The sequence below is a fragment of the Brevundimonas sp. UBA5936 genome, from assembly GCA_002430835.1.
Lineage (GTDB): Bacteria > Pseudomonadota > Alphaproteobacteria > Caulobacterales > Caulobacteraceae > Brevundimonas.
In genome coordinates this window covers 1-17,353 of the sequence record DJDA01000046.1, presented here as the reverse complement: position 1 = coordinate 17,353, position 17,353 = coordinate 1, and the positions used below count along the sequence as shown (strand labels likewise).

At 66.9% G+C, this 17,353-nt stretch carries 14 protein-coding genes, 1 tRNA gene and 1 pseudogene; 10 read left to right on the top strand and 6 right to left on the bottom strand.

The genetic code is table 11. From position 1 onward, the window contains the following. Positions 1-2: 2 nt before the first annotated feature. Entirely contained in the window at positions 3-461 is a 459-nt protein-coding gene (locus B2Y21_RS04990) for a MaoC family dehydratase (protein ID WP_292057559.1), read from the bottom strand. A gap of 113 nt (positions 462-574) precedes the next feature. On the opposite strand from B2Y21_RS04990, the gene queA reads away from it, so the two are divergent. Beyond that, positions 575-1,669: a tRNA preQ1(34) S-adenosylmethionine ribosyltransferase-isomerase QueA gene (gene queA / locus B2Y21_RS04985; protein ID WP_292057625.1), complete on the top strand. Its 1,095-nt coding sequence runs from the start codon at positions 575-577 to the stop codon at positions 1,667-1,669. Then, positions 1,666-2,142 (top strand): hypothetical protein, encoded by a 477-nt coding sequence (locus B2Y21_RS04980; protein WP_200167536.1) that lies wholly within the window; start codon positions 1,666-1,668, stop codon positions 2,140-2,142. Before queA ends, B2Y21_RS04980 begins: the two co-directional genes overlap by 4 nt. Positions 2,143-2,149: 7 nt before the next feature. Here the strand turns inward: B2Y21_RS04980 and B2Y21_RS04975 are convergent, their stop codons facing one another. Both B2Y21_RS04975 and B2Y21_RS04970 read right to left on the bottom strand, forming a co-directional pair. Further along, complete coding sequence (locus B2Y21_RS04975) at positions 2,150-2,452, bottom strand: TonB-dependent receptor (RefSeq protein ID WP_292057556.1); 303 nt, start codon at positions 2,450-2,452, stop codon at positions 2,150-2,152. Beyond that, a complete protein-coding gene (locus B2Y21_RS04970; RefSeq protein WP_292057554.1) occupies positions 2,415-4,757 on the bottom strand; it encodes a TonB-dependent receptor in 2,343 nt (780 codons plus the stop codon). The genes B2Y21_RS04975 and B2Y21_RS04970 overlap by 38 nt, the downstream gene beginning before the upstream one ends. Before the next feature lie 195 nt (positions 4,758-4,952). Between B2Y21_RS04970 and tgt the strand changes: the two genes are divergently transcribed. Next, on the top strand, positions 4,953-6,065 hold the full coding sequence (gene tgt, locus B2Y21_RS04965; RefSeq protein WP_292057552.1) for a tRNA guanosine(34) transglycosylase Tgt: 1,113 nt from the start codon (positions 4,953-4,955) through the stop codon (positions 6,063-6,065). On the opposite strand, the gene B2Y21_RS04960 is transcribed toward tgt, so the two are convergent. After that, positions 6,062-6,595 (bottom strand): hypothetical protein, encoded by a 534-nt coding sequence (locus B2Y21_RS04960; protein ID WP_292057550.1) that lies wholly within the window; start codon positions 6,593-6,595, stop codon positions 6,062-6,064. The two genes, tgt and B2Y21_RS04960, sit on opposite strands and share 4 nt — an antisense overlap. Positions 6,596-6,693: 98 nt before the next feature. On the opposite strand from B2Y21_RS04960, the gene B2Y21_RS04955 reads away from it, so the two are divergent. Continuing rightward, on the top strand, positions 6,694-6,900 hold the full coding sequence (locus tag B2Y21_RS04955) for a hypothetical protein (protein ID WP_292057548.1): 207 nt from the start codon (positions 6,694-6,696) through the stop codon (positions 6,898-6,900). Between the two features lie 29 nt (positions 6,901-6,929). Here the strand turns inward: B2Y21_RS04955 and B2Y21_RS04950 are convergent. Next, positions 6,930-7,006, bottom strand: a tRNA-Lys gene (locus B2Y21_RS04950). Between the two features lie 244 nt (positions 7,007-7,250). Between B2Y21_RS04950 and B2Y21_RS04945 the strand changes: the two genes are divergently transcribed. The 5 genes from B2Y21_RS04945 (at position 7,251) to B2Y21_RS04925 (ending at position 15,642) form a co-directional block, all read left to right on the top strand. After that, positions 7,251-7,508: a hypothetical protein gene (locus B2Y21_RS04945; protein WP_292057547.1), complete on the top strand. Its 258-nt coding sequence runs from the start codon at positions 7,251-7,253 to the stop codon at positions 7,506-7,508. A gap of 56 nt (positions 7,509-7,564) precedes the next feature. Beyond that, positions 7,565-9,352, top strand: coding sequence for an autotransporter assembly complex protein TamA (locus B2Y21_RS04940; RefSeq protein ID WP_349679413.1), 1,788 nt, complete (start codon positions 7,565-7,567; stop codon positions 9,350-9,352). Further along, positions 9,349-13,587: a translocation/assembly module TamB domain-containing protein gene (locus tag B2Y21_RS04935; protein WP_292057543.1), complete on the top strand. Its 4,239-nt coding sequence runs from the start codon at positions 9,349-9,351 to the stop codon at positions 13,585-13,587. The genes B2Y21_RS04940 and B2Y21_RS04935 overlap by 4 nt, the downstream gene beginning before the upstream one ends. An 86-nt stretch (positions 13,588-13,673) precedes the next feature. Next, a complete protein-coding gene (locus B2Y21_RS04930; RefSeq protein ID WP_292057541.1) occupies positions 13,674-14,750 on the top strand; it encodes a PA0069 family radical SAM protein in 1,077 nt (358 codons plus the stop codon). Positions 14,751-14,796: 46 nt separating this feature from the next. Further along, the gene (locus tag B2Y21_RS04925) at positions 14,797-15,642 is read left to right on the top strand and encodes an alpha/beta hydrolase family protein (RefSeq protein WP_292057540.1); all 846 of its coding nucleotides are present in this window, start codon (positions 14,797-14,799) and stop codon (positions 15,640-15,642) included. A gap of 6 nt (positions 15,643-15,648) precedes the next feature. On the opposite strand, the gene B2Y21_RS04920 is transcribed toward B2Y21_RS04925, so the two are convergent. Then, positions 15,649-16,893 (bottom strand): class I SAM-dependent RNA methyltransferase, encoded by a 1,245-nt coding sequence (locus tag B2Y21_RS04920; RefSeq protein ID WP_292057538.1) that lies wholly within the window; start codon positions 16,891-16,893, stop codon positions 15,649-15,651. Positions 16,894-17,047: 154 nt separating this feature from the next. Here B2Y21_RS04920 and B2Y21_RS04915 point away from each other — a divergent pair. Beyond that, positions 17,048-17,353, top strand: a pseudogene (locus tag B2Y21_RS04915) (hypothetical protein); the annotation flags it as partial.

Here is a 17,353-nt window from a genome sequence, read left to right as displayed (position 1 = left end):
TCTTACAGGCGCGCTTCGGCGTTCCGGGGCAGTTGCATCTGGTTCTCGAAGCTCATGGCCAGGTCGTCGTCCTGATTGGTGACGGTCGTCTTGGTGCGCACGACGCCGCGATCGGGCTGGCTCTTGGACGGGCGGATTTCGATGATTTCACGGCGCACGGTCAGGGTGTCGCCGGGACGCACGGGCCGCACCCACCACAGGGCGTCGACGTTCATGCCCAGCAGCGGCGTCTGGCCGAAATAGGCTTCGTCCACGAACTGGCGCATGACGCGCGAACAGACGTGCCAGCCGCTGGCGATCAGGCCGCCGAACCGGCCCGCCTCGGCCGCCGCCTTGTCCACGTGCATGGGCTGGGGGTCGAACTCGGTCGCAAAGGCGATGATCTCGGCCTCGGTGATCGTGAAGGGCTCGCTGTCCCAACTTTCGCCGACGGTCAGGTCGTCCAGATAACGGTCGGTCATGCACTCAACTCCCATTGCTCAGTCTGACATAGCGGCTGGAGCGGTTTTCGCCAGTCGACTTTCGGCCGGGCCTCGCTTGACCGCAAAGGCGGGGCGTGAGCATTGCCCGCCTCATGCGGACATCTGATTTCGACTTCGACCTGCCCGAGGCGTGCATCGCCCTGCGTCCTGCCGACCCGCGCGATTCCGCGCGGTTTCTGATCGTGAAGGGCGGCGATCTGCAAGATCGGATCATCCGCGACCTGCCGGACTTCCTGCGACCCGGCGACGCCCTAGTCTTCAACGACACCCGCGTGATCCCCGCCCGCCTGTCGGGCGTCCGCCACCGCACCGGGCCAGAGGGCGAGCTGCTGTCGGTCCCGGTCGAGGCCACCCTGCACCACCGCGACGCGCCCGATACCTGGAGCGCCTTCATGAAGCCCGGCAAGCGGCTGAAGGTCGGCGACCGCGTTCGTTTCGGGCGCGAGGAAGACAGCGCCTGCTTCCTGGGCCAGGTCGATGCCGAGATCACCGCCAAGGGCGAGGACGGCCTCGTCACCCTGCGCTTCGATCTGGCGGGCCCTGTGCTGGATGACGCCATCCGCGAGGTCGGGGTCATGCCCCTGCCCCCCTACATCGCGGCCAAGCGGGCCGAGGACGATCAAGATCTGAAGGATTACCAGACCGTCTTCGCCGAGCATGACGGCTCGGTCGCGGCGCCGACGGCGGGCCTGCACTTCACGCCTGCCCTGCTGGACGCCATCCAGGCGCGCGGCGTGACGACCCACGCCGTGACCCTGCACGTTGGGGCGGGCACCTTCCTGCCGGTCAAGGCGGACGACACCGCCGATCACAAGATGCATTCCGAGTGGGGCGAGGTCTCGGCCGAGACCGCCGCCGCCCTGAACGCCGTGCGTGCGGCGGGCGGGCGCATCGTCTGCGTCGGCACCACCTCGCTTCGCCTGCTTGAGAGCGCCACGAGCGAAGAGGGTGTGGTCCAGCCCTTCCACGGCGACACGGCCATCTTCATCACGCCAGGCTATCGCTTCCGCGCCTGCGACGTGCTGATGACCAACTTCCACCTGCCGAAATCGACGCTGTTCATGCTGGTCAGCGCCTTCGCCGGGCTGGAGACGATGCGCGCCGCCTACGCCCACGCCATCGACAGCGGCTACCGCTTCTATTCTTATGGCGACGGAAGCCTGCTGTTTCGGGAAGACGCCCAATGAGCCACATCGACGACCTGCCCGAAAATCTGGCCGCGACCTTCGACATCCTGGCTTCAGCGGCCAGTGAGCTTCAGGATCCCTGGTGGGTGTTCGGGGGCGCGGGCATGGCGCTGTCGGGCCTGTCGGAATGGCACGTGCCCGATGTCGACGTGATGACCAGTCCTCGCGACGCCCGGCGCCTGATCGAGGCTCTGCACGGCGAAGCCATCGAAGACCCCGGCGAAGGCCTGTTCCGGTCGCAGGTGTTCGGCGAAATCCTGACCACGCCGGTTCCAATTGAGGTCATGGCGATGATGGACGTGCGCGCGGGCGCCGACTGGACGCCGGTCATCTTCACCACGCGCCAGGCGATCGAACTGGACGGGGGCACGCTCTATGTTCCTACCGTCGCCGAACAGATCGAGAAGTGCCGCCTGTTCGGTCGTCCCAAGGATCTGCAGCGTGCTGAGCGCCTCGAGACGCTCCTGCGCTGAGCCTGGTTCAGTACCGGAAGCGCAGACCCACTGTGTAGAGGCTCTCTTCATAGCGCACGTCGCGCGGATAGACGCCCTCGCCATAGTCGTAGAACGACCGGAACGGCTGACCCAGGATATTGGTCGCGTCGAAGCTGACGGTGATGCGCTCGGTCGGTGACCAGCCCGCCGAGAAGTCCAGCCGCGCCACATCATCGACGTGCTCGCCGATGACGCCGTTGCCGAACTTGGTCCGCAGATTATAGGCCAGCCGCGCCGTCCACGGCCCGTTCTCATACATGCCGGTCAGGTTGTAGGAATATTTCGACACATAGGGCAGCACCCCGTCGATGTAGGTGGCGTTGGCCTGCGACCCCGAACGAGCGCGCCCATTGCGGCACAAAGTCGTAGTCGAAGAAGGTCGTGAAGGACGCCTCGACGCCCTGCAGCACGGCGTCGTTCAGATTGACCGGCCGCGTGACGCGCAGGACGCCGTAGACTGGATCGTCCACGTCCATCGTCTGATCGGCGATGAAGCCTGAAATCTCGCGCCGGAACAGGGCCAGGGTCGCGGCGCCGGTATCGGCGAAATAACGCTCCAGCGTCAGGTCGTAGTTGGTCGACTGGATCGGCTTCAGATCGGGATTGCCCCCCGAGGCCGTGCGCCGTCCAGAGGTATCGGCCGACGGGCTGACGAACAGGCTGGGGTTAAGCTGACCGAAGGCCGGGCGCGTCCGCGTCTGGTTCGCCGCCATGCGCAGGATCAGGCCGTCGTCCAGCATGAAGCGCACGCCCAGGCTGGGCAGCAGGTCGGTGTAGCGTCCACCCTGATCGACCGGCGTGAAGACCTCGGCTTCGCCCTCTGTCGAGCGGCTGGTCCCGCTCACGGTGAAGTCGGTGGCGACGATGCGCAGGCCCAGTTCGCCCTCGATCGGAATACGGGTGTTGATGGCGAAATCGGCCTGACCATAGGCCGTATAGGCCGTCTCGGACGCCTCATAGGTCTGAACCGGGTTGATCGGCGGGCGCCCCGGCTCGAACCCGGCCAGCGCGCGCAGGGCGTCCATGTTGGAGCGCAGGCTGCCGTAGGTCGGCGACACCCAGGCGCGCATGGCCTGAACGTCGCTGCCATTGAACCCGGCCGGGATCAGGGCCAGCTCGACCGGAAGTGAGGTCAGCGGCAGGCCCAGGTCTTCCTGGTTCTGATACCGCTCGCCGTTCTGATAGGAGCCGTTGCGGTCGACGTAGCGCACGCCGAACTTCAACTGCGGGATCAGGCTGTTTCCCGTGTCATAGGTCAGGTCGATCTTCGCCTGCCAATCATCGCCCGCGCCGATGAAGTGGCGATCGAACAGACCGCGATAGACGTAGTTGTTCGGGTTCGTAACGTCGAAGTCGCGGAATTCGAAGGTCGCCCCACCGTCTTCGCCCGATGTATCGAAGTCGATCAACGTCACCGGAGCATGGGTGAAGGCCGTGTCGAAACTGTAGTTCGAAAACTCATAGGTGCTGTCGGTGCGCGCCAGATCAAAGGCAATCTGAAGCGGCCCGGCGTTGTAGCGGCCGCCCACGGCCGCCTGCCAGGTGTTGGTCTTGCCGGTCGAGGCGCCCTGCCACTGCTCCGGGCGACGGCCGGAGATCTGGGTCAGGCTCTGAATCTCATTGCGGCCGTCGCGCAACGCCACGTCCTCGAACCGGGTGATCTCGTGGTTCAGCGGCACAATGAACTGGCGGTCCGAAATCTTGTTACGATAGCCCTGATAGAGGGCATCGACATAGAATTCCCACTGGTCGTTCGGTCGCCATTGCAGCGCCAGATTAGCCGACGGCCGCCAGCGCTCGCCGGTCCCGTAGAAGATGCCCACGGCATCCGGGTATCGCGCGCCCTGCACCGCCGGATCAGCCGACTGCCCGTCCACGGCGACGATGCCGCCGCTGTCCCAGCGCACGGAGTCGAGGTAGCGGAGACTGGTGTAGGACAGGTTCAGCAAGGCTCCGACCTCGCCCGCGCCGGTATTCCAGCGGTTACTGATCAGGATGTCGCCGTTCGGGTCATAGCTTTCAGACTGGGTCGCATATGACCCCTTCACCGAGGTCGACAGTTCGAAGCCGTCGAAGTCGAACGGCCGGCGAGACCGCACATTGATCAGGCCGGCGATGCCGGACTCAAGTCGCCAGGCGGAACTGGACTTATAGACCTCCAGCGCGGCGATGGCCGCCGCCGGGAAGTCCTGCATGGCGACCGAACGTCCCTGATCCGTGAAGATGTCGCGGCCGTTGTAGGTGGTGGCCACATCAGGCAGGCCTCGCACGATCACGCGCGACGCCTCCCCGCCTCCGCGCTCGACCTGGATGCCCGTGACCCGCGCCAAAGATTCCGAGGCGTTCACGTCCGGCAGCTTGCCGATGTCCTCGGCGACGATGGCGTCCATCACCTCGTCAGCGTTGCGTTTCAGCGCCTGCGCCGAGCGCAGGCTGCCGCGCAGGCCCGTCACCACCACGTCCTGCACCTGGACGGGGCCGTCCGAGACGGCCGACGGCGGCGTGACTTCAAGGGAATCCTGAGACCAGGCAGGATGGGCGACGGCGAGCGCAAGCAGAGAGACGGAACCCAGGGTTCCCGAACGGAACAGCATTAATCAGGCGACTTTCACGGCTTTGTGCGCTGCCCTAACAGCCGCGTGATCGTTCGGTTGCCAAATAACCGTCGCTATTCGAACAAAGGCGCCGACGCCGGATTGCCGCCACAGAACCGCCTCGCCTGACACCCTCCAAGGGCTGGCGGCCTTCCGCCGTTCGGCCTAAGACGCGCCTCCCTGCAAGGAACGCCCATGCCTTTTCCGTTTGAGATCTCCGCTGTCGAAGGCCGCGCCCGCACCGGCGTGCTGAAGACTGCGCGCGGCGACATCCGCACGCCCGCCTTCATGCCCGTCGGCACCGCCGCCACGGTCAAGGCGATGACGGTGGATCAGGTCAAACAGACCGGCGCGGACATCCTGCTGGGCAACACCTATCACCTGATGCTGCGGCCCGGTCCCGAGCGGATGGAGCGCCTGGGCGGCCTCCATAACTTCATGCGCTGGGACAAGCCGATCCTGACCGACTCCGGCGGCTTCCAGGTCATGAGCCTGTCAGGCATCTCCAAGTTGACCGAGGAGGCCGTGACCTTCTCCAGCCATATCGACGGGTCGAAACACGTCCTGACGCCGGAACGCTCGATCCAGATTCAGGCCGACCGCCTGGGCTCCGACATCGTCATGCAACTGGACGAATGCGTCGCCTGGCCCGCCGAGGAAAAGCGCGCGCGCGAAGGCATGGAGCTGTCCGCGCGCTGGGCCCAGCGCTCCAAGAACGCCTTCGGCACGCGCGACACGCAGGCCCTGTTCGGCATTCAGCAGGGCTCGACCTATGAGAACCTGCGCCGTGAATCCTCCGAACGTCTGCAGGAGATCGGCTTCGACGGCTACGCCATCGGCGGCCTGGCCGTCGGCGAAGGCCACGAAGCCATGTGCGAGGTTCTGGACTATGCGCCCGAGTTCCTGCCCAAGGACCGCCCCCGCTATCTGATGGGCGTCGGCAAGCCGATCGACCTGGTCGAAGCGGTCTATCGCGGCGTCGACATGTTCGACTGCGTCCTGCCGACCCGCGCCGGGCGTCACGGACAGGCCTGGACCTGGGACGGCCCGCTGAACCTCAAGAACGCCCGCTTCGCCGAGGATCAGGATCCGCTGGACGTCGAAGTCCCCTGCCCGGCCTCACAAGATTATTCAAAGGCTTACCTGCATCACCTGATCCGCGCCGATGAGATTCTCGGCAAGATCCTGCTGAGCTGGCACAACATCGCCTTCTTCCAGGCGCTGACGGCCGCCATGCGCGCCGCCATCGCCGAGGGTCGGTTCGAACAGTTCCGCCGCGACTTCCGTGCGCGGCATCTGAAGACCTAGCCGCGACGCGGAACGAATCCGGCCGGCGCGGCCGGCGGGGCGCAGTTGCGCTGCATTCCTACGCCCTTCAGGAAGGAGCGGCGACGCAGGCCCGCCTGAATGGCCGACTGGACGTGCTTGCTGTGCGCGTCGGCGCCGGTCAGGCGGCGCACCCAGCTGCGGGCCGGAATGAAGTCCGTCACCGTGCCGCGCACGGCGTCCAGCGTCGCCCCGGCGGCGGCGTCAGCGGCGCGCTCGCTCATGAAGGTTCCGTCGTCGGTGGGCGCGGCGTCCGTGTCCGGCCCCAGAGCCTCATCCAGCCGCGCTATTTCGGCGGCGATGACAGTGCATCGGGTCATGTTGCGCACGTCATAGGGATTGGATTCCGCCTGCAGCAGAACGGTCGGTATTTCCTGACGCTTGAGGTTCAGATCCTCTAGCGGCGCAGCCACGGCGTCGCCCAGGCCCGTCCCCACCTGGTCCACGCCGTCTCGGGCGGAGGCGCCGGCGTTGCAGCCGGCAAGCAACAGGGACACAGCGATGACAGTCAATGAAATCTGGCGCATGAGCGCGTTTAATCACGCCCTGCGCGTTAAAGCCAAGCCTGCCTCCCTCGACACCCAGCCCAAAGCCCGCCTAGGCTGATGTCATGCGCATGCTGAACGTCCCGCTTTATAATCTGACATGGCTGGATTTCGTGATCGCCGCAGTCGTACTGGCGGCGGCGCTCGCACTCGCCTGGCGGCTCCACGGGCCCTTGCGGCGGCGCGGCGTCGGAACCTCACATGTCAGCTGGCTGGACGAACGCCTGACGGAACTCGAGCGCGCGGTCCGCAACAAGAACCAGAAGTCCTAGGCGCTGATCGTCTTGGATTTTCAGGGGAGTGGTACGCCCCCTCGGGCTCGAACCGAGGACCCTCTGATTAAAAGTCAGATGCTCTAACCAACTGAGCTAGGGGCGCACATCGCGTTTGCGAAGAGCGCGGAACATACGGATGAGCTTCGCGGCGGGCAAGTGGAAATTTCAGGAAATTTTTCACCGCACAAACAAGGCTCTGACGACGACCCCCGCCACGAAATCACGGCGATTCCAGCGCGCGATTCATCCCAGGTTCACATGAATCCTATAAAGGCGCGCCCAGAGGAACCGGCTTCGCTTCTCCACGTTTCCAGCCCCTAGAAGGGGGATCAAAAATGAATCGATCCATGTTGAATCGTCTGATGATCGGCGCGGCGCTGGCCGCCACCGGCTTCCTGGCCGCCTGCGAACAACCCTACAGCGAACCGACGCCCGTCGAAGCGCCGGTGCCCGTTGAGGCCCCCGCCGCCGAAGACGCCGCCGCGCCCGCCGTTGCTGAGACCCCCGCCGCTCCCGAAGCGGCCACGCCAGTAGAGGCGCTGCCGCCGGACCAGCGTTCCTCCGAAGAGACAGTGCAACCCGAAAGCGATACGCTGTTTTACTGATTCTCCTGACGAACGGGGCTAATCGCTCATGATCGTCTCGCAACCAGGGTTCGGATTTGACGTCGAGGCTTCCCCTCCTTCTTGCCGGCGCGGCAGTATGCGCCCTTGCAAGCCAGGCCGCCGCCGAACCCCGAGCTCAGATTCGCGGTGAAATAGACGGCGATCTCAAACGCCAGCTCGAACAGGCCATTGGCGAGGTGGACGGCGCGCCGTCCAATCGCTTCGAGGCGCGTCGTCGCGCCCGCGCCGCCCTGACTTCAGCTCAGGCCTTGCTGCGTTCGGAAGGCTATTACCAAGCCACCGTAGAGGATCAGGTCGAGGGCGATGACAAGCCTGTCGCCGTGGTTCAGATCGCGCCGGGTCGCCGCTTCGTCCTGGGCGAAACCACGATCAACTGGACTGCGCCTGCGCCGGACGCAGAAACCAGCACCGCTGTCATTGAGGACATCCGGCTCAAGCCCGGCGAGCCGGGCCGGGCCGCCGGGATTCTGGAAGCCGAAGGCCGCGTCGTCGCCGATCTGACCAGGCGCGGCTATGCGGACGCCGTCGCCCTGCCCCGCCGCGTGGTCGTGGATCACGCCACCTTCCTGGTTCAACCCGGCTTCAACATCAACTCCGGCGAGCTGGTGCGGCTGAACGGGATTCAATTGCGGACCCGCGGACCGACCAAGGAAAGCTGGCTCCAGAGCCTGGTCCCCTGGAAGGAAGGCGATCGCTACGATCCAGAGGACGTCGCCGAACTGGAACGTCGCCTTCTGGACACCGGCGTCTATGACGGCGTGGGCGTGGCCCTGTCGCCGCTGGACGACATTCGGCCGGACGGCCTGCGCCCGGTCGTCGTCACCCTCGCGGATCGGCCAATCAGCCTGCTTGAGGCCGGCGCCACCTATTCAACCTATGAAGGCGTCGGCGTCGATGTCTTCCGCACGCGCTACAATCGTTTCGGGCGCGCCGACACCCTGCGCTATGGCGCGCGCATCGCCAGCATCGACAGCCGCATCGGCGGCGAGTGGTCCCAGCCGCACTGGCGCAAGGCTGGACGGACGCTCAAGCTGTCGTCCTTCATCGTCAACGAGCAGACGGACGCCTACGACCGCAGCGCCATCACCCTGGCCGCAGACCTGTCCCAACGCCTCGGCAAGACGTCGTGGTTCAGCTACGGCCTGGGCGTCGATGCGGGCCGCTACACGGAATATCGGTTCGACCCGGTGACCCAGGCGCCGATCACCTTCGACCGCGACCTGGCCATCGTCACCCTGCGCGGCAGCGCTTTCATGGATCGCTCAAACGATCCGTTGAACCCCACCTCGGGCTATCGTCTGTCGCTGTCGACCCAGCCGACCGCTGTGGCGGGCGAGGATACGGTCCTGTTCCTGCGCACCGAGGGCCAGGCGACCGCCTATCTGCCGCTTCAGGACGACGCCAAGACCGTACTGGCCGGACGCGCCCGTATCGGCTCCATCATCGGCGGCGAAGAACTTACCGTCCCGTCGGACCGCCTGTTCTATTCGGGCGGCGGCGGCTCGGTTCGCGGCTATTCCTATCAGAGCATCAACCCGCGCCTGCCCAACAACCGACCGCGCGGCGGCCTGTCGCTGTTCGAGACCTCGATCGAAGTGCGACGCGACATCGGCGAGAAATTCCAGGCCGTGGCCTTCGTCGACGGCGGCGCCATCGGCTTCCAGGAAACGCCCAACCTGACCAATATGCGCTACGGCGCGGGCGTCGGCGTGCGTTACAAACTGCCGTTCGGCCCTGTGCGCGCCGACATCGCCTTCCCGTTGAACAAGCGTGAGGGCGACTCTGGGTTCCAACTCTATCTCAGCATCGGCCAGGCGTTTTGACCGACACACCTCCGCCTCTCGAAACGGGCGCAGACGTCGCCGACACGCCGGCCAAGAAGGCCAAGCGCAAGCGCACGCGTCTGCAACTGGCGGCCTTCATCGCGGGCGCGACCTTCGCCGGTCTGCTGGCCCTGATCGTCGTCGCCCTGGTGGGCGGGCGGATGTATCTGGTGTCCGATGCGGGGCGCGAACTGATCACCAGCTTCGTCGCGGGCAAGAAGATCAGCCGCTACGGCCGGATCAACGTCGAGGGGCTGCAAGGTGATCTGTTCAGCGACTTCCGCCTGAAGCGCGTCACCGTGACCGACGAAAAAGGTGTCTGGCTGGAAGCCACGGACGTCCGCGTCGACTGGTCCTACTGGCCTCTGCTGGCGCGGCGCTTCCATGCGACGGAAATCAGCGCCGGCCAGATTCGTCTGTTGCGCCGTCCCGAGCTTGAGCCGCCGAGCGAGCCGGGCGGGCCGCAGGCCATCTCCATCGACATCGACCGCTTCAGCGCCAATGTCGAACTGCTGGAAGGCTTCTCCAAGGAATACGGCCGCTGGACCCTCAGCGGCGACGCCGCCATTCCGCGCAAGGGCGTCAAGACCGCCAACGTCAACGCCTACAGCCTGAACCGCAAGGGCGACTATCTGCGTCTGGCCGCCGCCTTCGGCGACAAGCCCGAAGACCTGCGCGTCAATCTGCGCGCCAATGAAGCCCAGGGCGGTCCGATCGCCGGGTCGCTGGGCTATTCGCCTGATCAGCCCTTCTCGGCCGTCGCCGTAGTCAACGGCGAGGTCATCGACGTGGCCGTCCAGACCGGCCAGTTCCGTCCCCTGTTGGTCAAGGGAACCTATGGCGATAACGGGGCCAAGGTGTCGGGTTACGCCGACTTCTCCGGCTCCGACCTGCTGGAGCCCTTCGTCGAACGCATCGGCCGCACCGCCCGCTTCGGCTTCGCCATGACGCCGGATGCCAAGCGCGAAGGCTATCAGGGCGTGGCCTGGCGCCTGTACGCCGACAACATTGAATCCAGCGCGCGCGGCCTGATCCGCACCACGGACAACACTTCGCCCGACGGCATCAGCCTGGAGCTGAACACCCCCTCGCTCAGCCGCCTGGTCGGCAGTCCGATCGCCGGTCCCGCCGCCTATACGGGCGTGTTCAAGGGCGACGCCCAGGTATGGAGCCTGCAAGGCTCGGCCAGTCTGCTGAACGCCGACATCGCCTCCTATCGCGCCACGCGCATCTCGGGCCCCGTCAACATCGCCGCCAACAAGGGCCGTATCGACGTGACGACCGACGTGCGCGCCGTCGGCGGCTCATCGGCGGGCATCATCGGCGGCCTGCTGGGCTCTGCGCCGCGCATCCAGATGGAAGGCACGCGCATGGCCGACGGCGCCATGCTGCTGAAGAAGATCGACGCGCGCGGCCAGGGCCTGACCCTGACCGGCTCGGGCGGGCGCAGCCTGAACGGCGGCCTGAACTTCACCGGCCGCGCCGACCTGACCGATCTGTCGCGCATCCAGCCCGGCGCGCGCGGCGCGTTCGGCGGCCCGATCCGGGCGGCTTCGGCCAAGACCGGCGCGCCCTGGACCCTCAGCTTCGACGGGCGCGGCTCGCGCATGGCTATCGGCATGGAAGAACTGGACCGCCTGCTGGGCGCCGCGCCGCGCCTACAACTGGCCGGTTCGCTGAACGGCGGCGTCGTCTCCATTGATCGCGGCGAACTGACCGGCGCGGCCGGGCGCGCAGGCGCCAAGGGCCTGATCGAGGGGCCGAAGCTACGGCTGGCGCTGGACTGGAACGCCCAGGGCCCATTCGGCGTCGGCCCGGTCGCCATCGACGGCGCCATGTCGGGCGACGGCGCCCTGACGGGCACCCTGGCCCAGCCGCGCGCCGACCTGCGCGCCGCCTTCGACAAGGTGGCGGCGGGCGGCCTGATCCTGACCAACGCCGATCTGGTGCTTAGCTTCCGCAAGGGCGCTGACGCCTCGGACGGGCGCGTGGTGCTGAACTCCGGCTCCAACTACGGACCGGCTCACGCCTCGGGCAACTTCTTCCTGGGCGGGCCGCGCCTGCGCCTGTCGGACGTCGATGTGAACGCCGGCGGCGTCGCGGCTCAGGGCGACGTCGCCCTGTCGAACAACTTCCCCTCCAGCGCCGACCTGACCTTCACTGCCCGCCAAGGGGCTTTCCTGGCCTCGGGCGAAGCCAACGGCCGCATCCGCCTGACTGAAGGCGCGGGCGACCAAACCGCCGTTCTAGACGTCACGGGCCGCAACGTACGCCTGACCGGCCAGGACTGGACCCTGCGCAACCTGTCGCTGAAGGGCCAGGGCACGCTGGACCGCCTGCCCTTCACCCTGGCGGCCGACGTGGGCGGCGCCAATCCGGTGCAGTTCAACGGCTCGGGCGAATACGCCCGCCAGGGTCAAGCGCAGAGCCTGACCCTGCGCGGGGGCGGCCGCGTGCGCGAGATCGCCTTCACCACCCGCGCGCCCGCCGTCTTCGCCCTCAACGGCGACGGCCGCGTCGCGCGCCTGGACCTGGGCGTCGGCGGCGGCTTCCTGACCGGCGAACTGAAGCAGGACAGCGAAGGCAGCGTCATCCAGGCCGACATGACCAATGTCGAAATGGGCTCGCTCGTCCCCGACCTGCGCGGTCAGGTGACGGGTCGTGTCTCAATGCAAGGGCAAGGTGACACGCTGCGCGGCTCCGCCAACGTCGACCTCAGGCAACTGCGCAGTCTGGACGCGCCGCGCGGCCTGGCCGTCGACGGCACGCTGAACGCCGACCTGACCGGCGACGCCCTGCGCCTGCGCGCCGAGGCCCACAACGGCACGGCCGTTCAGGCTACCGCCGACGTCACCTTGCCGGTCGAAACCTCGGCCGCGCCCCTGCGTCTGGCCATCGCCCGAACCGAAAATCTGTCGGGTCAGATCGCCATTCGCGGCCAGATCCAGCCCATCTGGGACTTGTTCCTGGGCGGCGCTCAATCGCTGTCGGGGCAGGTGAACGGCCAGGCGACCCTGGCCGGCACCCTGAACGCGCCGCGCCTGAACGGCCGGCTGGACCTGAACGAAGGCGCGTTCCGTGACGGAACGACGGGCCTGCGTCTCGAGAACATGACCCTGGCCAGCCGCTTCAACGACAGCCAGGCCGTGATCGAACGCTTCCAGGCCACCGACGGCGTGAAGGGCGAAGTGTCCGGCAGCGGCGACCTGGGTCTGCGTCAGGGCTCGCCCTCGACCCTGCGGCTGGAGTTGGCGCGCTTCCAGATCATCGACAACGACATCGCCAAGGCGCGCGCCAACGGTCGCCTGACCGCCGTGCGCGGCGCAGACGGCAACATCCGCCTGACCGGCAATGTGAACATCGACGAGGCCGAGATTTCGCCCGATCTGCCCGGCTCCACCGGCATCGTCAAAATGGACGTGGTCGAGATCAACCGTCCCGGCGGCGACACTGTCGAGACCGAGAAAAAAGCCGCCGCAGGTCCGCAGATCGGCCTGGACCTGACGCTGACGGGACGCGAAATCTACCTGCGCGGCCGCGGCCTGAACGTCGAACTGCGCGCCGACGCCCGCGTGCGCGGCACCATCACCCAGCCCGAACTGAGCGGCACCGCCAATGTGGTGCGCGGCGATTATGAGTTCGCAGGCAAACGCTTCGTCTTCAATGACCGCGGCTCGGTCATCCTGTCCACCGACCCGGCGCGCATCCGCCTGAACCTGGAAGCCGTGCGCGAAGACCCGGCCCTGACCGCCGTGATCAAGGTCACAGGCACCGCCGCCTCGCCCAAGATCGAGCTGACCTCCACCCCCGACCTGCCCCAGGACGAAATCCTGTCGCAGGTGCTGTTCGGACGTTCGGCGGCGCAACTATCGCCGTTCGAGGCGGCCCAGTTGGCCTCGGCCGTGGCGTCCCTGGCGGGCGGCGGCGGCTTCGATGTGGTCGGCAACCTGCGCGAACTGGCCGGTCTGGACCGTCTGTCCTTCAGCGGCGAGGCCTCCAGCCTGACCGTTGCGGGCGGGCGCTACATCACCGACGACATCTATCTGGAGGTCATCGGCGGCGCCGAGCGCGGCGCAGCCGTCAATGTGGAATGGCAGGTCCGCCGCAACCTGGCGATCACCTCCAAGTTCGGCGGCGAAGGCGACACCGCACTGTCGATCCGCTGGCGTCGCGAAGGCCCCCGCCCCGGCGGCGACCGTCGCGATCGCCGTCCCAACGCCGCCGCTCGACGCTAACCCGGACGAGGCTGGCTGAATGCCGGTCTCGTTCTCTCGTCCATTTTGTTCTTGATTTGTTCTTGTTCGTTCCGCATCCTGCGGACATGAGTAAGGCGATCAACGGACGCGGCGCACGCTCCAACGCCTCGGGTCGGTATGAAGCCGATCGGCGCGAGGCCTACGACGACGGCTGGACAGATCAGGACGAGGCGGCGGCCCCGCTTCGCACCACCCTGTCCCCGGAACACGCCCGCACCATCATCGCCAAGAACACGAGTCCCGACGTCGGCTTCGATCGCTCCATCAACCCCTACAAGGGCTGCGAACATGGCTGCATCTACTGCTACGCCCGTCCGTCCCATGCCTGGATGGGCCTATCCCCGGGCCTGGATTTCGAGAGCCGGATCTTCTTCAAGCCGGACGCCGCGCGTCTGCTGGAACAAGAGTTCTCAAAGCCCCGATACGTCTGCCGGCGCATCCACATAGGCGGCAACACCGATCCTTATCAGCCGGTCGAGCGCGAAACGAATTCGACCCGTTCGATCCTGGAGGTGATGCAGCGCTTCAACCACCCGTTCAGCATCATCACCAAGTCGGTGCTGATCGCGCGCGACGCCGACATCCTGGGCGACATGGGGGCACGAGGTCTGGCCTCGGCCTTCGTCTCCATCACCACACTGGACCGCAAGCTGGCGCGGGCGATGGAGCCGCGCGCCTCCACGCCCGCCAAGCGGCTGGAGGCGATCAGCCGCCTGGCTGACGCGGGATGCCCGGTCGGCGTCGGCTTCGCCCCCGTCATACCCGGCCTGAACGACCATGAACTGGAGGCCGTGCTGGAGGCGGCGCAGAAGGCCGGCGCGACCTCGGCCATGTATGTGACCCTGCGCCTGCCGCTGGAGATCAAGGATCTGTTCCGCGAATGGCTGGCCGACGCCCGTCCCGACCGCGCCGCGCGCGTCATGTCCCTGATCCGCCAGACGCGCGGCGGCAAGGATTACGACCCCGACTGGTCCCAGCGCATGAAGGGAACCGGACCCGTCGCCGAGCTGATCGCCACACGCTTCAGGGCGGCGGCCAGGCGCTACGGTCTGGACGCGCCGCGTCAGGCGCTGGACCTCACCCAGTTCCGCGTTCCCGCCGACGCCCGACCGCAGCTTGACCTATTCGACATTCCCGCCTGACGCCGCCTAGGATGACCTTTCAGCAGGCAAGGTGAGGACCATCTCCATGCGCGGAACCCGGATGATCATCGTCGCAGTAGCGGCCATCAGCGCCGGCGGCTGTTCCGTCAACGTGCCGGAGAACGCCTTCCTCTACCCCGATGCGCGTATCGTAGCCGAGAAGATCGAGCTCACCCCCGGTCCCGCCATGCCGCCATCGGCGCAGACCCTGACCCTGCCCTATGCCGGCGGCCAGTTGGCCACGACCCGACTGTCTTCCGCAAAAGGCGATCAGGCGCCGCTGATCCTGTTCTGCGGCGGCAACATGTTCCGACAATCAGCCTATGGCGGACTGGTGGGCGAACAGCTCTCGGCTTTCGGCGATGTCCTGCTGTTCGATTATCCCGGCTACGGCGCCTCGACCGGCGCGTCCGACATCGCCTCCATGAAGGCGGCCGCCGAGGCCATGGCCGCGCATGCCCGTGCAACGGCCGACAAAGAACGGCGCACGCTCATCCTATGGGGACATTCTCTCGGAGGAACGGTCTGCGCCCAGGCCGCGACAACCGCCAAGGCTGACATCCTGGTGCTGGAAACGACCACTCCCTCGGCCGGCGCTGTCATTGAAGAGTCCCTGGGATGGAAAAGGCTGCTGGTTCGCGTTCGCCTGGCCCCGCCGTTGGAGGAAATCGATATCCCCGCGACGCTCGCCGGCTATCAAGGCCGGGTCATCGTCCTGGAGGCTGGACGCGATACGGTTCTGCCGCCGGTCCTGAGCCGTCGTCTGGCCCAGGCCCTGACGGAGAACGGACGATCGGTCGATCATCTGATCTTCGCCGAAGCCGGCCACAACGACGTGCATAGCCAACCCGACTTCACGCCCCGAATGACCGAAGCCCTCGCCCGTTCCTAGTCTCGCCTAGCGCCGGAACACGCCGACCAGTTCGATATGCGTCGACCAGATGAACTGGTCGATGGGCATGACCTTCTCCAGTCGGAAACCGGCGTCGACCAGAACGCGCGCGTCGCGGGCGAAGGTCTGGGGATTGCAGGACACGCCGACGACGACCGACGCCTTCGTCCCCGGCAGTTGCTGCGTCTGTTCCAGAGCGCCCGCGCGCGGCGGGTCGAGCACGATGGCCTCGCAGCCCTTCAGGTCATAGGGCGACAACGGGCGACGGAACAGATCGCGCGCCTGGGCCTCGATCCCCTTCAGACCCTGAGCCGTGCTGAGGCCCGCCTTCAAGGCGGCGATGGAGGCGGCGGCGGAATCGGCGGCCGTCACGCTGGCGACCTCGGCCAGGGGGAAGGTGAACGTGCCCGCCCCGCAGAACAGGTCCGCCACCTTCTTGGCCCCCCTCACCGCCTCGACCGCGCGTTCGACCATGGCCGCTTCCGCAGCCGGAGAGGCCTGCAGGAAACCGCCCGCCGGCAAGGGCACGGACGCGCGCCCGAAGCGCACGCGCGGCTGGCGCGCCATGACCAGCGTGTCGCCATCCAGGCTGAGCCGCGCCAGATCGGCCTCGGCCGCCGCCGCAATGGCCAGCGCCAACTGGTCTCCATTCAGGCCGCCCGAACGCTTTTCGACCCCCGTCACATCGACGTCCAGACCGGTGTCGGTCAGGGTCACGTGCAGGGTCGGCGCCGATTTCGGATGCCCCAGGAAGGGGGCCGCCACCTTGGCCAAGGCGGGCAGAGCCGCCGTCAGGTGCGGGTCCGACAACGGACAGTCCGTCAGTTCGACCACCCGCCACGACTTGCGCGCCTTGAAACCCAGGGTGACGCGGCCGTCCGCGCCCTGCCGCGCGTGCAGCGCCAGGCGACGGCGGCTGGCCAGCGGCGTCGCCACCGTCGCCTCGACTTCGGTTTCCAGCCCCTCGCGCGCCAAGGTCTGGAGCACCACCTCGCGCTTCCAGGCCAGATAGGGTTCGTCTGCCCAATGCTGCAGCGGCGCGACCCCGCACTCGGCATAGATCTGCGAGTGAATTGGGCGACGGTCGGGGCTGGCCTCGATCAGATCGAACCGCTCGGCCCGGCCGTCCTTGATCTCAGCGGCGATCACCTCGCCCGGCAGGGCGCCCGGCACGAAGACCGGGCCGTTGGCGGTGTCGGCGATCCCGTCGCCCTGATGGCCCATGCGGGCGATGGTCAGCGTCTGCGTCATGCAGCGGCTTCTAACGGCTTCCGCGCGAAAATCGAAACATGAACGAAGATGAACGAGGCGATCAAAAGCCGTTCAGCTTCACGGCCCTATCAATGGCTGCAACAGACGGCGACCTGATCCGTTCAGGTGCGGCATCCGTCGAAGGAAAAAAACGATGATCGCTCTCATCTCGAAAAAAGCCTCGGCCGCCGCCATCGCCGCCCTGGCCTGCGCCTCGGCCGTCGCCCTACCCGACGTCGCCTCAGCCCAAAGCTACGGCTATGACTATCCGCCAGCCTATGGCTACGGCAACAGCGGTTACAGCCAGGGAACCTACTACGACCCCTGCGCGCGGGATCAGCGCCAGCGCGCCACGACCGGAGGACTGCTGGGCGCCGCCATCGGCGCCGTCGCCGGCGCGCAACTGGCCGCGCGCGGCCGCCGCACCGAGGGCAGCGCCCTGGGCGGCGTCTTGGGCGCC